This window comes from Janthinobacterium sp. BJB304 (genome assembly GCF_002735765.1).
GTDB lineage: Bacteria > Pseudomonadota > Gammaproteobacteria > Burkholderiales > Burkholderiaceae_D > Janthinobacterium.
Genome location: NZ_PDZN01000033.1, coordinates 1 through 14,640 on the forward strand (window position 1 = coordinate 1; position 14,640 = coordinate 14,640).

Below are 14,640 nucleotides of genomic sequence, written 5' to 3' on the forward strand. Positions count from 1 at the left end.
GCGCGAATAGCCCATTATGGTTCTTGCCCGAAAGCGGGCAATGCAGTTAGAGACCGAATATACGTGAGCAGTCGTACCTGAAAGTCAAAGACGGAATGTTTGCAAACGAGGAGGAGTCCATATACGGTCTTTCAACGTGTGAGGATTAAGAGCCACATGAAGAACATCATCCTTGAAAAAACGAGTCAAGTTCGCTGGTACACGAACATGCGCGACGTGTTCGAGGCCGCGAACATTGCGCCGCAAGACTATGACTGGTACGTCAGCGACATCGAAACGAACTGGAGACCACCAGGTTTCTCGCCGGATGATCAATGGTTCACTGGCGACGAGCTTGAAGCCTTCCTGCATGCCTATGAGGTCCAGTTTATCTGGGCAGTATTCAGCGCGGTACCTAAGGGGCTTCGTCCGATACCTGCTCCCGCGCCATACGTCGAGGACAATCCGCAGTATTGGGATGGTACGGAACCGAAACCGCAACTAGAGGGTGCGTTGTTCGAGATCGCGTGTTGGGACAGCAGTGGAACGATTCTGATCAACCTGCCTGAACAAGCCATCCATTCGTTCTTGATACGATACCCAGACGCAAAGCCGTTGGCGACCGCGCGTTCCTGAGGAGTGCTGAGACGTCTGTTTTAGGACATAATCCGCCAACGACGGCAACCGGCCAAGAGCGGACGGCCCTTGGCACGAAATGCATCTGTACTGATGATGGAATCGTTGAAATGCAACATAAAATTCGAATTGCAGCCGCTGGAAACACGCTTGCTCCTGCGTTGGGCGTCTTGCACAAACTTGGCTATGCGGTAACTCGAGACAAGACGGCTGAACAACAATATCAAGCGGAAGATGACACGTGTATTTTTGTCGCTGATGACCCATTGACTCTACTGGGGCTTGTAAAGATTTACGAGGAACGTGGTGCTGACTGGCAGCCGAGCGATGAAGAAGTGCAGCGTTTGCTTTTGCTCGACGAATGTGAGGAATAACGGCCGAGTTCGGCCATCTGCCGCCGTTCGCCAATGTAAGAACTGAAGCATCACCTCCTTTATTTTTGGAGCATCGATTTGGAAAATCTAGTTGTATTGCGAATTTCCGACAATGACGGCGTAGACTTGAATGGTGTCAAACTACGCTCAACAAGTGAGGTCGCGGAAGCTCTTGAGAAAATCGGCGCCGAAAACTCGGACATGACCGTTTCAGTCGAGGCCACCGATTCCAAATGGTATGAGTCTATCGGAAAGGCCATTTACGGTAGCCACCGGGCGGGGTTTTCAGGTGAACGATTTCGCGTACTCATCGACGGCAAGCCTCTGGAAGCCTGACCTACACCGCCTGCTGCCGGCCAGAGGCGGACGTTTAACGAAGAGCAGCTCCCCCCATAGCGGGCCTTCGCACCAGCATGTGACAATGTGTGAGTTTTTCCGATTGGCAACTTGTTATGCTCTTGGGCGCAAAACGGCTAGAAACAGCCCTTCGCAACATCGGTTTTGATATTTCTAGGATACAGAAAAGGAATGATGGAGACTTTGGATAATACTTTAAGCATTCTCGATGAAGAGGACGGCATGGAGCGTTGGCGCCCCGCCTGTTTATAGGGGCGCGCGATCAAGCTTGCGTCAACGCGAGCCATGCCGCGGCTCCCGCTTCCAGGAGCCACCAGTAACCATAACGAACGCGGTATCGTTCGCACCAGGAAAAGAATGAGTATTAACACCAAACTGAAAAAACTCGAAGACAAGGCCATGGCCAAAGGCGAGTATGCGGTCGCCGCAGCCGCAGCCCATCTGTTGCAAGATATTGGCTGCGTGGACAAGCAGATTAACCTGGTCGGTGCGCTGCACGAAGTTGGCTACCTGCAAAATTCGTTTTCTCCATACTGGAAAGAATTCAGAACTGATGAATCGGCATGGATAGAACGCTGTTTGGCCAGGCTTGTCACGGCTGATCATGATTATTGGGCGCTTGCCTCGCTTCTGGGGTGCAATGGCCCAACGACCATCAGCATCGCCATTGGCCAGGGTTTCAAATCCGCTGCAACAAGGCTTTACGAACGTTTTGACAAACCCAAGGTCCATGTCGATACTTTATATTTGACAGCTAATGGAGAAGTGCTGCATCCCGTATTGGAAGTCGGCTATGACATCAAAGACATGAAAACTGTCGACATGGGAAGAGCACGGGCACTTAGTCTGAAGAATAAACAATGGAAGCCAGGCGATCGTATGGGTGACGGCGGACTGTCACTTTCCATGCAGGCCAAACTTCCGCATGGCGCATGGCGCTCGGTATGGACGGCTTTTAAAACATGGGATGCATGACGACATGATGAATTGCAGGACAGTCAATGCATGACTGGAAATGGCGCAAGACGATGAGGTGTTAATTGATGCCGACGACATCAATCGCGAAGCAATGGGAAACATGTGGAGCTTTTCACCCACGGCCGAGGAAACGGCGGAGATTCATGCGGCCGATACCGGCCAGAAGCGGACCTCTGAAGTGTTCAGCTAATCCCAGAAAGCGACGGAAAATGCGTACCGTTTTGAGAAATAACTTCGCTGCAGAGTTTGACGACGATGGTGCTCTTCTGCGCGTTTTCAGTCCTGACGGCGAGCCAGCCTTTTCAGTCTTGCCGCCAGAGTTCAGTGCCTTCTATACCTTCGCAACACACGCGGTACATGGCAACTGTCCAGTCGTATCCTTTGAGCCAGGGCATCAGCGCAATGGATGGCCAGATTGGTATTGCAAGGTCGATGTCGACGCGAAGTCAGTTCAACTATTGAACCCTTGGCGATAGCTCGGGACAACGTCAACGAGCGTCTGCTGTGGGGCGAAAGCGGACGTACACGGCAGTCAGTGACATGATTACGAACGTGCTTTCAGCAAGGTTGGCGCTTTGGCTACGGTAGTGCCAACCGATATGCTCGGGTCCATTGTCGCGGCTCACCTTCTTATACATCTAGCATTGTCAAAGAAGGGCGCCTGTTTATCGGTGATCGAGCCGTGTGTCGATGAATGATCGCAGTGGAGGGCGGGCTTTCACCTGGATGTAAGTCGATCTGCATAGCCATAATGTTCACCTAGCCAAGTGAGTGATCCTTATGGCCGGTGTGAATATCCTCAAGTACCTGGGTTGGCTTGGCCACGATCGCCAATGTGATCGCGGCCGGCAGGCCGCGCCCATCTGTCCGCAACGTTTACTGCCCCAACCCGCTCAAACGCGTGACGGCGGGATGCGTCCCCGTAGTGTCGATGCGATCTTGGACGACAATCGGGATATCCTGGGGCGCATTAAATTGGCTTATGGCGGCGATGCGAATGCCTTTGCCAAGGAAATGCTTCCACTCATCAGGAAGTACATCGCGTACGTGAACGTATTGCCTGCGACGCAGGACAGTTTTTTTGCTCGCCCAGGAGGTTTAGCACGCCTGGGACTGGAGACGGCGTTCTTTGCATTACAAGCGACCGATTCGCAGATTTTTGCTGGCAGAGCGACGATTTCTACTCGGCGACAGTTGGAGCCACGCTGGCGCTTCGGCACCTTCGCCGCAGGCCTATGCGCATACCTCTACCGCGCATTGGACACTGTTGTCGTGAGTGACGCGCACGGAACCGTGTGGCAACCATACCTGACACCCCTCGAAGACTGGATCCACAAACACGAGGTTGGCCGTCTGTTCGTCAGGTGGAGTGAGGCCAGGCAGGCGTGCCGCTCCCTATCGCTGTTTGCGTTGCCGATGATCCTGCCTATCGACGCGTTGGCCTACCTGACACACGACGGCTCGACGATCGTCGCCCACATGCTTGCGGCGATCAGTGGTGAGGTGAGGTATCACGATCATAACGTCATTGACCATCTCGTCAATCGAGCATCGACTTTGGTGATACACCGCGACTTGCGCGACGCAGATGCGCCGGCAGGTAGAGCGCGGGCGAGAGCCTACCTTGCGAGGTTTCTCCTGAACGCGATGCGCGAGTTGGTGCAATCTCATCAGGGATGGGTGCCCAATGCGGATCGGTCCCGCATGTGGCTCGGGCGGGATGGTTTGTTTTTGGTGTGGCCAAACGGTATCAGCGACGTACTCACCTTGCTGCAAGACGAGGGATTGTATGGCTTGCCGGCCTCACCAGCAGACGCGATGGAAATTCTGAGCGATACCGGGATCATCCTGCCAATGAGTTCGGACGAGAGTGTTTGGTCTATCCGGCCACCAGGTGCCCCCGAACCCTTGGAGGCGTTGAAGTTAGTGACGCCAGGTTGTGTCCTTGCTGTCTTACACCCGTCACCAGTGGCGCTGGACATGAACATTGCTCTCAATGGATCGCATGAGGAGGAGCGAACCACGGAGAGTGATACCAAGCTGCGGCAGGCGAGCGCGACACCACCCCAGGCTCAGGAAGAATGCCCTGCGCCAGAGACCCCTCCGGATGCTAGTGATCGTCAGTTGTCGCTGCCAACCATCCCACCCATCCCTGCAGTTGCGGGGAGTGCCGGTATCGAACCACGTACAGATGGCCGCCAAGGAAAGGCAAAGAAGGTCAAACATACTGAACCAATTCAGTCGGCAATCGGGCACTACTCGTTACGCGCACCGATTCGATTGAATCCAGGTGTTGCCAAGATACTGCAAGCGATCGTGCAGACTCTCAATGATACGAGCTTGCCTCCGGCATGCTATCCCATGGCGTCAGGCCTGTTTGTCCCCTTGGATGTCTTCGCGGCGCGACAGGCGGATGGGAAGATGGCGCTACGCGCCCTTGCCGATGCCAACATGCTGGTCACAGGGCCAGCAGGAACCGAGCCTGTTGAGTATCACAAGCTGCATGGCAAGCAACTGGTAGGAATGGTTATCGCTCGCCAATTCATCGAGGGCTTGGATGGAGCAGGGGAGACCTCAATCAATTCGAACGCAGGTTGATCATGTTGCTGCGACAGTATGAAATGCCATGGCGTAGTCCCGTTGAGGGGGCCGCCGCCCTGGCATGGATTCTTGCCGCCGCCATTTTTTACTGTCTAATACCTGAGCATTTACCACCGCGTGCGGGCGTTCCGCTCATTGTTGTTTCAATTCTCATTGCCTTGATTCGCTGCCAGCAAGCCCTGCGTGTTGTGCGTATTCGTGCGGCGTTGTCTGGCCGCGCCATGGAAATGGTTCCAATTTCCCGGCTCGCCAAATGGACAGGCGATCCTGAACAGGTCGTATTTGGCCTGGGCTTTATCTGGCTGCCGCTACACTCTCAGCGCCTCTACGAGCTGATCAAGATCGATTACCGCGCAATGACTATTTCTCCCTGGCTCATACGGGCTCTGGGATATCAGCCCAATCCACAATCCGACGCAGAGATTGGCCTACCCTGGATTCATGGTGTCGAGGCGGAAGAGCGCTTGTTGATGCGGCCCTTGCAGAACTTTGAAGGTGGAACCTTGGTGGTCGGAACCACTCAGTCGGGCAAAGGGGTATGCCTCGGCTGGTTGATTTTTCAAGCCATCCGACGTGGCGACGTCGTCATTATTATTGATCCGAAAAATTCACGCCGTCTCAAGCGACTGGTCATGAAGGCCTGTCAACTGTATCGCGAGCCAGACAGATTTCTTTGGTTTCATCCGGCCTTTCCGGAAACGGGTGTTCGTCTCGACTTCACGTTCAATTGGCAAAAACCTACCGAAGTCGCTTCCCGTATTCAGTCAATCATGCCGCCGGACACAGCCGGAACGTTCAGCGCATTTGGTTGGGATGCGGTGAATGTGGTCGTGCAAGGGATGGTGCAACTGGAGAGGCGCCCGAATTTGGCAAAGCTGAAGCAATATATTGAAGGAGGCGTCGAACCCATCCTGGAACAAGCGCTCGAGCGTTTCTATGAAGAGCTCCTAGGCATGCAGTGGCGTAGCACACCTGAGATGGTGCGCTTGCTGGATAAAGCACGGCGAGGGCAGATCAAATCGCCGACGCCGGCCGCGAGTCATGAACTGTTGGCGTATGTGACGTACTACGATCACCACGTGCATGAGGCTCGGCGTGATCCGGTGGTCAGTTCGCAAGTCCGGGTATTTCAGCATAACCGCGAACATTATCAAAAAATAACCGCCAATCTCTTACCGATCTTGTCCATGCTGACATCCGGCGATCTCGGGAAAAGCTTGTCTCCGGATCCTTTTGATGCGGACGATCAGCGTCCGATCATGAATCTGGAAAAGATCGAGCGCGCCGGACACGTCCTGCTGCTATGTCTGGACTCGTTGCCAGATCCTTCCGTTGCAACGGCCATCGGCGCCATGGCGCTCGCCGACCTGGCGGCCCGCTCAGGAATTCGCTACAACCTGGGAGGAGAGCGGCGCATTTCCCTGTTTGTGGATGAGCTGTCGAACGTGATCAATCAGCCGTTGATCGAGATACTGAACAAGGGGGCAGAGGGAGGGTTGTATACCACGGCCGCGATGCAGACGATTGCTGACCTGGCAAAACGCCTTGGCAGCCAGGAGGCGGCACGCATGGCATTGGGGAACTTGAATAACCTCATCGCCTTCCGAACAAAAGATCAGCCCACTCAGGAGTTCATCAATGAAACACTGGGGCAGACCACTATCCATAACATGAAAGTGGGGCATAACACGGCCAGAGATGGCCATTTCACGGATTATACGGCGGTCGATTCAACGCAGTTGAGCGAGGAAGTCAACGAGTTGGTGCCGCCATCGATCCTGGGTAAACTGCCCAATTTGCAGTTTTTCGCCTCAGTTTCCGGCGGCCACGTCTACAAGGGACGGTTTACGCTGATCGACCCTGGCGTGGACGATGCTAGCCTTGAAGAGAAGGAAAAGGGGGAGACATGCTGATTCGGTTGACGGCCATTGTTTCGCTGAGCGTGCTCCTGATTCTGGTGCTGTACCTGCCGTCAGCCTTTCCGCCGCAGCGATTTGTCGCCCAGATCCGTGCAGAGCATATCGCCAGTGCGGATTACTGGGGTAATCCATATGCAGGAAGCGTGTTGAGTCGATTGTTTGAGTATCAAGCTGCATTGGACGCTCAACCGGCATCGATTCACGTCCACGACGTGCCGGTGGATCCGGTAGCACAACCTGTCGCCAATAGCCTTGGGCGGGTACGCTCACAGCTGTTCCAGAGCAGCTATTTTCGATCACTCGATACGCTGACCATGCTGGCGCTGTACAGACTAGCAGGCATCGTGGAGTGGTGGCCGACGTTTGTGGTACTCATGACGGCCTGCATCGTGGATGCGGCGGTGCGCCGGCGAACTAAACGCCTGGAATTTGCCAGGCCGCACCCAGAGTGGTTTGTTGCAGCAATGGGAGTAGCAATCATGCTGATTTGTCTCTTGGCAGTAGCGTGTGTGCTGCCTGTTCAACTGTCTCCGCTTCTGTTGCCCGCGATGTTAAGTGGGGTGGCGTGGCTGGCAGGGCAAATAGTGATGCACTATGCGTGAGCGGATATGTAACGGCCCCGCAGCTCTCGCTATTCACCGACAGGGGCGCGAGTTAATCCAAATAGTCCTTAAAAAGCGCGACTTTTTGGACAAACATTGGTGTTGCGATGCGCTAGCATGATGTCGTACGCAGTCATTTCTGATTTCGAGTCGCCATGAATACTGAATTTCGTTCGATGCCGTCCTCATCTTCCGCTCACAAGGCCGCTACGCATCGTTCTGCTGCCTCGTCCTCGCGGTGTGACGAAACGATCGGTACGCTGGTCTGGATGGAGGAATTTCATCAGCTCGACCAGCTGTTCAACCATCAGCATAATTGTTCGCCAAAATTGCGGTATCCCGATCTGATTAGTGCTTGTATTGCAAGAGTGTTTGCGCAGCCGGAACCCGCGAAGCATATTTTTTCGTTTTTGCATACAAGGCTGGTGTTGCGCGACCAATGCATGCCGCGTCGACAAGAGGAAATCTGGCGCGCACAGTATGTATTGTTGCTGACGCTGCAGAAGTCCGAAATGAACCGGCATCCCCATCCCCGATTCGACCTGGGACAGTTTACGACCGCGTGCATCGCCCTGGCCCTGCAGGAAGAGGGGGCGCAAGAGAAAATATTTGAACAGGCCCGGCGCAATATCGCCGAGCGGGCAGTATCGCACCTGCCATAAGAGGCAGATCGCAAGGCATATCGCAAACGGATATGCGACCCGAAGTGACCTTGCCAGGCTGATGCCAGGCTTACCCGATGTACACCTTTGATGGTCTGGCGCCTGCGCGCGCCGGGTGGATCAACGCTTTCGGGGTTATGCCTGCTCCTTGCCATGGAACGACACCTTTCATGCTTCATCGCGATCCTCGTTGCTTGTCCGGGTTCGGCCTGGGCTTGCTGGGAACAAGCCGCCGTGCGCCACCATGTGCCGGCACCGCTGCTGTATGCGATTGCGCAAGCGGAATCGTCACTGGATCCGAACGCAGTCAATCGCCGCCATCTGCGCCAGACCGGTACCGTGGATATCGGTTATATGGGCGTCAATTCCAATCCACGGGTCCTACGCAATTTGGGGGTGACCGAGCAAGAACTGCATGAGCCCTGTAAAAACATTCATGCTGGTTCCCGCATTCTCGTGGAAAAGCTGCAAAGGTACGGCAATACCTGGGAGGCGATCGGTGCATACAACGCCTCGTGTACCAAACTGAATGCGGCCCAATGCCAGGCTACGCGCACCCGCTATGCCTGGCGCGTATACGGCTTTCTCACCAATACCAAGCCGCCGGCAATGCGCCGCGCTACGCCACAGGGTAAGTACCGGACGCAGAAAAATGTGCGCGCTGAATCGGTTGTCCCGACGCAGCCTGCGCTGGTGGCAGTGGGGCTGACATGAGACGCGCTATTGCTCAGGCCACACTAGCCGCCACAGGAATGGCTGCAGCCAGCTTGCTGATGGCCTCCTGCGAAAATGTGCATACCCAGCCACAACCCGCAGGCCTGTCTTCCCGCGCAGCCGCGCCTGGGTCGCACATGCAGCACATCACCCAGCTTCACTACGGCAGACATGCACGCTACGGCCTGTGTATCGATCCAGCTTGTCCTACGCGCACACCCAAGACGCAGGCAAGACGGGATGCGCACATTGAAGAGGTGCCGCACACCACGACCGCGGCAGCCAGCACCCAGCAAACACAGGCTGAGACACCCGTGGGAACCGGTGCAGCGAACGAACATGATTTATCCGATGTCACCGAGCTTGCGGTGTACTTTGCGCCGGGCTCTTCCCGTCTCGATAGAACAGCGCAACACGTTCTGCAGCAATTTCTCACGCTGGTGCAGCCAGCGTCCCATATTCGTATCGCTGGCAGAACAGACAACACCGGAACGCCGGCCCTGAACGATGCCATCGCCCACCAGCGCGCAGCCAGGGTCGAGCGCTATCTGCGCCGCCATTTGCACGTGCCTGCAGTGCAGCTGGAGGTGGAAAGCAGCGGCGCCTGCTGTTACGCCGCCGCCAATGCGACCGAAACGGGCCGCCAGAACAACCGGAGGGTAGAGCTCAGCCTCACCGCCGACGCACCTCGGCAGGTGCAGAGATGAGAACCCCAACTCACCTGATCAACCTGACTTCGGCATGGGGAGCGTGCCGACCGGGCACGATCGCGTGGCAATGTCCCGTCCGTGGTCCTCCTAGGCTGCCATGCCGCATCACCTAGCCGCCCGCACAGACAGTTTTAGGCAATTTTCTTCACGATCACGATTGGAATGCACATGAACACCCTGCAATACGTCACAGTTCTCCCTTTCAAACAACACGGCAAGCGGCCGCTTGGCCTGCGCGTCTCCACTACGGCCAAGGTCCTGGCACTTCTGACCCTGATCACCCTGGGCCTGCTCGCTGCGATCCCCGTCACCGCCATCGACCTTGTCGCGTTCACCGGCATCACCGGCCCGTTGACGTCCGCACTGACGCAATTGGCCGCACTGGCACCCGGCGTTAAAGCACTGGTCGGCTTCATCGGCTTCGTGGTGGCCCTGATCTCGCTGTCCGCCCTGCGTAATTTCAGTCCGGTGCTGTTCTTCATCGGCTTGGCGATTTTTGGCTCGGTCGGGTTGGTCATTGGCGGCGCCATCATGGGCGCCACGATCTGAACCAGGCTGGCGCAGACACCGCACATAGAGAAAAGGAGGACGCCATGCAAGCCGACACCTATATTCCGCGGCGGCTAGACGACCAATGGAAGATTGGCCTATGGGACTTTGATGTCGCCTTTCCCGTCCTCCTTTCGATCTTTGTCGGCTATCTGGCCAGCAGCAAACTCGGATTTTTCCTCGCGGTCTGCGCCGGCGTCGCTGTGTCGCGCTGGCTCAGCCGTAAAAAAGCGGACAAGCATCCGGCCTTTGTACTGCACTGGGCGTACTGGTACCTGCCTGTCAGCCCGTTGACGTCCATGCGCTCGACCCCGCCTTCGCATATCCGCAAGATGGTTGGGTAGGACCTAGGAGAGCAGCGTGAAACTGGAAACCTATCAGGATGACCTGGGCGCTCTGCGGCGCCGCGTATTTGACCAGCGCCTGGCCATTGGCATCCTTTCCGTTTGCCTGATGCTGGCGTTGACCATCATTGTCCGCATCGCGGGCACGGAACGCACTGTCATTGTGCCGCCGGCTATCAATAAAACGTTCTGGATCGAGGACGGCAAGGCCAGCAACGACTATCTGGTGCAGATGTCCGGCTATATCGCCTACCTGATGCTGGACGTCACGCCGAAGTCCATCGAATGGAAGAAGGACATGCTGCTCAGCTGGTGCCTGCCGGAGAACGCCGGCAGCATCAAGACGCGCCAGGATCTGGAGGCGGCAAGACTGAAGAAGCTCAATGCGAGCACCTACTTCCAGATGCAGCAGCTGGTGCCGGACGAAGAAACGCAATCGGTGACGATGACCGGCTACCTCAAAACCCAGGTGAACGGGGCCAATACCTCTGACAGCCTCAAGACCTACCGTGCGGACTTCGTCTTCCGTGGCGCGCGCGTGCATTTGAAAGATTTTAAGGAGTTGAAAGATGGAAAACCGGATACTGCCACTGGCGTGGCTGCTGCTGGGGCTCGTTGAGCTGCCCGCCTGGGCCGACCAGATCAGAGAGGTCAGGGACGGCGCCGCCATCGAGGCGGTCATCGCCGCACATGAACCGACGCGCATCCGCATCGAGGGCGGCAAGATCATCGACGTCGTCGGCAACATTTATTCAAGCAGCAACTGTGCGTCCAAACCTGCCGACGCCAGCCTGCCCGTGGCGCCAGGTGCCGGCACGACCGTCAATCCCGGCGGCCAGCTGTCGCTTGCCTGCGACCTGGCCAAAGGCGAAATCTATATTCAGCCGGTGGGCACTGCTGCCAAGCCGATCAACCTGTTTATTTCGTCCACCACGGCCACCTATACCTTGCGCCTGAACCGCGCGGAGGTTCCTGCAGACACCATCGTGATCTCAGACAAGTCGGCCAGACGCCAGGTCAAGGCAGCCAATGCCGGCGGGGCGGCGCCGGGGAGGTCCGCCACATTCATCCGCTCCCTGAAATCGATGCTGTTGTTCATGGCTTCCGAGCAGGTGCCCGACGACGTCCGGATGGAAGAGCGCGACGAAGCGCGCCTGCTGTGGGCGGAAGCGGAAATGAAGCTCATCCGCCAGTTTGAAGGCCGTGGCCTCATCGGCGAGACCTATGCACTGAGCAATATCAGCGGTGCGCCGCTGGTGCTCGCAGAACAGGAATTTGACCGCGACGATGGCGATGTCCTGGCCGTCGCCATCGACAACCTCAACTTGCGTCCGAACGAGAGCACGCGAGTCTATGTCATCAGGGCAGGGGAGTGAGCCGCCATGCGCATCATGCAAACATTGAAATCCTGCACGGCACGGTTGACGCCCAGGCAGCAGCAGTACCTGGCCGCCGCCAGTATCGTGACAGCCTGCATTGGCGTCCTGTGGGCGGTATTGGCCTATTCCGAGTCCGGCAGCCCGGCCAAGCAGCTCCCCAAAGCGACCGACAAGCGCGCCACCGTCAATGTGGATGGCACCAGCATGATGGTGCCGGGCCAGATCTCGCCGGAAGACCAATGGGTCGGCAACGCCGGCAAGAAGCTGGCGCAATATGACAGCGACAAGGAAGCGCAAGACAAAATCAACAACGATCACAAGGTCGTCGAAGCAGCCTTGCTCAAGCGCCTGGCCGATCTGGAAGCAAAAACGGCCGCCACGGCAGAACAAGGGCCGCCACCAGCGCCGCCCGCGCCCATCACGCCGCCCATTCCCCAGCCACCGGCGCCGGCTCCGTTGCAGTACCCTCCAGGCACGCCACTCGGTGGCAACGTGCCGCCAGGATCGCCCGCCACCGACGTAGCCAGTGGAAACACCGGCGTACTGCGGCCAAACGAGCCACCGGAGACGCCCGCCCCCATGATTCGCGTCTCCCTGGGCGCCGCGACAGACTCCAGCGGGAACACCGGGGCCGCCAAGGAGGCCGGGGCCAATGTGGTGAAACCAGTAAATACGCTGGACGACTTTCTCCCAGTCGGCGTCCTGCCGGGAGAACTGCTCGGCGGGATTGATGCCCCTACGGGTGGCCAAGCACAAAGCAATCCGCTGCCAGCACTCATCAAGATTTCAGCCGCTGCCATCCTGCCGAATCAGTTCCGCGCGGACGTCAAGGAGTGCTTTGTGGTTGCCTCCGGCTATGGCGACATCAGTTCCGAGCGCGCGTACCTGCGCACTGACGTGCTCTCCTGCATCCGCTACGACCGCTCGGTGGTCGAGGTCAAGATCGAGGGCAACATCTTTGGGGAGGATGGCAACCTGGGGCTGCGCGGCACGCTCGTCTCCAAACAGGGGCAGCTGCTGGCCAATGGACTGCGCGCCGGGATCGTCAGCGGCATCGGCCAGGGTTTTGCACAAGGCAACAGCTCATTTACGACTTCCCCGTTTGGCACCCTGTCGACGACGACCGGCGGCACCGGCGACCAGTTCCGCCGTGGCATTGGCAGCGGCATGGGGAGCGCGCTCAACAACCTGGCCAACTATTACATCCGGCTGGCCGAACAGACGTTTCCCGTCATCGAGGTACATGCGGGCCGCAAAGTGGACGTGGTGCTGACCCGTGGCGTGCGTATTCCCGCGCGGCCCATGTCACGCAGTGACGCGGACCGGCAGGATCAGCTCGGCCTTGCCAAGCGCACGATGGAGGTTCCCAATGATGATACCGACTAGACTGGCCCTCGCCGCACTCGCCTGCGCCGCTACATTGGTCGCCCACGCCAGTACGGCCGAGGACACACTGCTCGCCGCGCTGAGGCGATCCTATCCCGGCACGGCCTTTGATACTGTCACGGCGACGCCGATCCCCCGCGTCTTCGAGGTGTGGATGGGAGAGAACGTCGGCTTTGTCGCCGATACCCGCCCTGACTACATGATTTTTGGCCGCCTGGTCGATTTGCGTGCCATGCGCGACCTGACCGCACCGAAACTGCAGCAGCGGAGCAACGCCGCCAGCCCGGCAGCGCCGACGGCAGCGGCTATCGAAGTCCGCCAGTTGCCGTTGGCCGATGCGATCGTCTCCACGCAGGGCAAGGGCGAACGCGTCCTTTATCTCTTCACTGACCCCCATTGTCCGTATTGCCGCCAGCTTGAACCCGAACTGGCGATTATCCCCAACCTGCGCGTCTACAACTTCATGGTGCCGTTCCAGGACCAGGTTTTACCTCTGCGCATCTGGTGTGCTGTCGACCGCCTGGCTGCCTGGCGCAGCGCCGTCAGCGGCACGCTGGACGGGCAGGGCGCACCAGCCCAATGCGCCCATCCGCTCGACCGCAACCTGGCCCTGGCCAGCAAATTGGGCGTACAGGGCACGCCGACCCTCTTCTTTGCTGATGGCGCACGGGAAACCGGTTTTATCAGTGCCAGCGAGATCGAGGCCCATCTGGCGCAAGCCGCGTCCAGCCACCAGGCCACCAAGAACCCCAAGGAGTAATCATGAAACTGAATCCATCGATTTCATTCCGTGCCAAAAACCTGTCCGCCACAGCGGTTTGCCTGATGATCCTGGCCGGGTGCGGCGACATGACAGGCCTGGGCGGCAAGTCCGAATATGCTTGCAAGGCGCCGGAAGGCGTGCAGTGCAACTCTGTCTCCGGCAATTACTACAACTCGTTTCCATCGGGCGGCGGTGGGACGGCCACTGGGGCACCCACAAAGGGAACGCCGCGTGCCGCCCCGCGCAGCATGTACACGATGGCCAAAGCGGCCTCCAGCGGCAGCTCCATGCAGGGATCGCCTGCGTTCGAGCCCGCCGCGCTGCGCTCGCCGCCGCGCGTCATGCGGCTCTGGATCAAGCCTTGGGAGGACAGCGACCATGATCTCCACGATCAGTCCTTTGTCTACCTGCAGACAGACCCTGGTAGGTGGCAGATCGCCCATGCGCAGCGGCAGATCCGTGATGCCTATGCGCCCCTGAAACCGCCCGCACCTCAGCGGGCGTCATCTCCGGGTACGGCGTCTCCCTCCGGACAGGCCAACTCCGGCGCCGAAACACGGCCAACCTCGCTGCCAGCGGGAGCGCTTGCCGATCCTCCAGTCGGGGCCGTCACGCCGGTTCCAGAAGGCGCGCCGTCTCCAGCGCCGGCAACAAACCAATAGCGATATTGCATTCAGAGAGGACAAA

General features: G+C 57.9%; 18 protein-coding genes. All 18 read left to right on the top strand.

What is annotated here, in order from left to right; all coding sequences use genetic code 11:
• Positions 1-156 precede the first annotated feature (156 nt).
• The 18 genes from CSQ95_RS27175 to CSQ95_RS27255 all read left to right on the top strand — a co-directional run bounded on the left by CSQ95_RS27175 (position 157) and on the right by CSQ95_RS27255 (position 14,615).
• Positions 157-615, top strand: a complete 459-nt coding sequence (locus CSQ95_RS27175) for a hypothetical protein (protein WP_099411749.1) — start codon at positions 157-159, stop codon at positions 613-615.
• A gap of 110 nt (positions 616-725) precedes the next feature.
• The gene (locus CSQ95_RS27180) at positions 726-989 is read left to right on the top strand and encodes a hypothetical protein (RefSeq protein ID WP_099411750.1); all 264 of its coding nucleotides are present in this window, start codon (positions 726-728) and stop codon (positions 987-989) included.
• Between the two features lie 78 nt (positions 990-1,067).
• A complete protein-coding gene (locus CSQ95_RS27185; RefSeq protein ID WP_143450099.1) occupies positions 1,068-1,325 on the top strand; it encodes a hypothetical protein in 258 nt (85 codons plus the stop codon).
• Between the two features lie 378 nt (positions 1,326-1,703).
• Positions 1,704-2,321 (top strand): hypothetical protein, encoded by a 618-nt coding sequence (locus tag CSQ95_RS27190; protein WP_086144832.1) that lies wholly within the window; start codon positions 1,704-1,706, stop codon positions 2,319-2,321.
• Between the two features lie 40 nt (positions 2,322-2,361).
• On the top strand, positions 2,362-2,514 hold the full coding sequence (locus tag CSQ95_RS29800) for a hypothetical protein (protein WP_180279182.1): 153 nt from the start codon (positions 2,362-2,364) through the stop codon (positions 2,512-2,514).
• Positions 2,515-3,104: 590 nt separating this feature from the next.
• Complete coding sequence (mobH, locus tag CSQ95_RS27195) at positions 3,105-4,922, top strand: MobH family relaxase (protein ID WP_099411752.1); 1,818 nt, start codon at positions 3,105-3,107, stop codon at positions 4,920-4,922.
• A 2-nt stretch (positions 4,923-4,924) separates the two neighbouring features.
• Entirely contained in the window at positions 4,925-6,838 is a 1,914-nt protein-coding gene (gene traD, locus CSQ95_RS27200) for a conjugative transfer system coupling protein TraD (protein WP_099411793.1), read from the top strand.
• Positions 6,832-7,446, top strand: coding sequence for a DUF4400 domain-containing protein (locus CSQ95_RS27205; RefSeq protein ID WP_099411753.1), 615 nt, complete (start codon positions 6,832-6,834; stop codon positions 7,444-7,446). The genes traD and CSQ95_RS27205 overlap by 7 nt, the downstream gene beginning before the upstream one ends.
• 155 nt (positions 7,447-7,601) lie before the next feature.
• Positions 7,602-8,108 (top strand): hypothetical protein, encoded by a 507-nt coding sequence (locus CSQ95_RS29445; protein WP_143450100.1) that lies wholly within the window; start codon positions 7,602-7,604, stop codon positions 8,106-8,108.
• A 153-nt stretch (positions 8,109-8,261) separates the two neighbouring features.
• The gene (locus CSQ95_RS27215; protein WP_180279183.1) at positions 8,262-8,822 is read left to right on the top strand and encodes a lytic transglycosylase domain-containing protein; all 561 of its coding nucleotides are present in this window, start codon (positions 8,262-8,264) and stop codon (positions 8,820-8,822) included.
• Between the two features lie 137 nt (positions 8,823-8,959).
• Entirely contained in the window at positions 8,960-9,529 is a 570-nt protein-coding gene (locus CSQ95_RS27220; protein WP_180279184.1) for an OmpA family protein, read from the top strand.
• Positions 9,530-9,700: 171 nt separating this feature from the next.
• Positions 9,701-10,081 carry a hypothetical protein gene (locus tag CSQ95_RS30225; protein ID WP_254786452.1) on the top strand — a complete coding sequence of 127 codons (381 nt, stop codon included), beginning with the start codon at positions 9,701-9,703 and terminating at the stop codon, positions 10,079-10,081.
• A 44-nt stretch (positions 10,082-10,125) separates the two neighbouring features.
• Positions 10,126-10,425, top strand: a complete 300-nt coding sequence (gene traL, locus CSQ95_RS27230) for a type IV conjugative transfer system protein TraL (RefSeq protein ID WP_092715502.1) — start codon at positions 10,126-10,128, stop codon at positions 10,423-10,425.
• A gap of 16 nt (positions 10,426-10,441) precedes the next feature.
• Positions 10,442-11,044, top strand: coding sequence for a type IV conjugative transfer system protein TraE (traE, locus tag CSQ95_RS27235; RefSeq protein ID WP_099411757.1), 603 nt, complete (start codon positions 10,442-10,444; stop codon positions 11,042-11,044).
• On the top strand, positions 10,995-11,801 hold the full coding sequence (locus CSQ95_RS27240; RefSeq protein WP_099411758.1) for a type-F conjugative transfer system secretin TraK: 807 nt from the start codon (positions 10,995-10,997) through the stop codon (positions 11,799-11,801). Before traE ends, CSQ95_RS27240 begins: the two co-directional genes overlap by 50 nt.
• Before the next feature lie 6 nt (positions 11,802-11,807).
• Positions 11,808-13,190 (top strand): TrbI/VirB10 family protein, encoded by a 1,383-nt coding sequence (locus CSQ95_RS27245; RefSeq protein ID WP_143450102.1) that lies wholly within the window; start codon positions 11,808-11,810, stop codon positions 13,188-13,190.
• Positions 13,174-13,950, top strand: coding sequence for a DsbC family protein (locus CSQ95_RS27250; protein WP_099411760.1), 777 nt, complete (start codon positions 13,174-13,176; stop codon positions 13,948-13,950). Before CSQ95_RS27245 ends, CSQ95_RS27250 begins: the two co-directional genes overlap by 17 nt.
• 2 nt (positions 13,951-13,952) lie before the next feature.
• Complete coding sequence (locus CSQ95_RS27255) at positions 13,953-14,615, top strand: TraV family lipoprotein (protein WP_099411761.1); 663 nt, start codon at positions 13,953-13,955, stop codon at positions 14,613-14,615.
• The last annotated feature ends 25 nt before the right edge of the window (positions 14,616-14,640 follow it).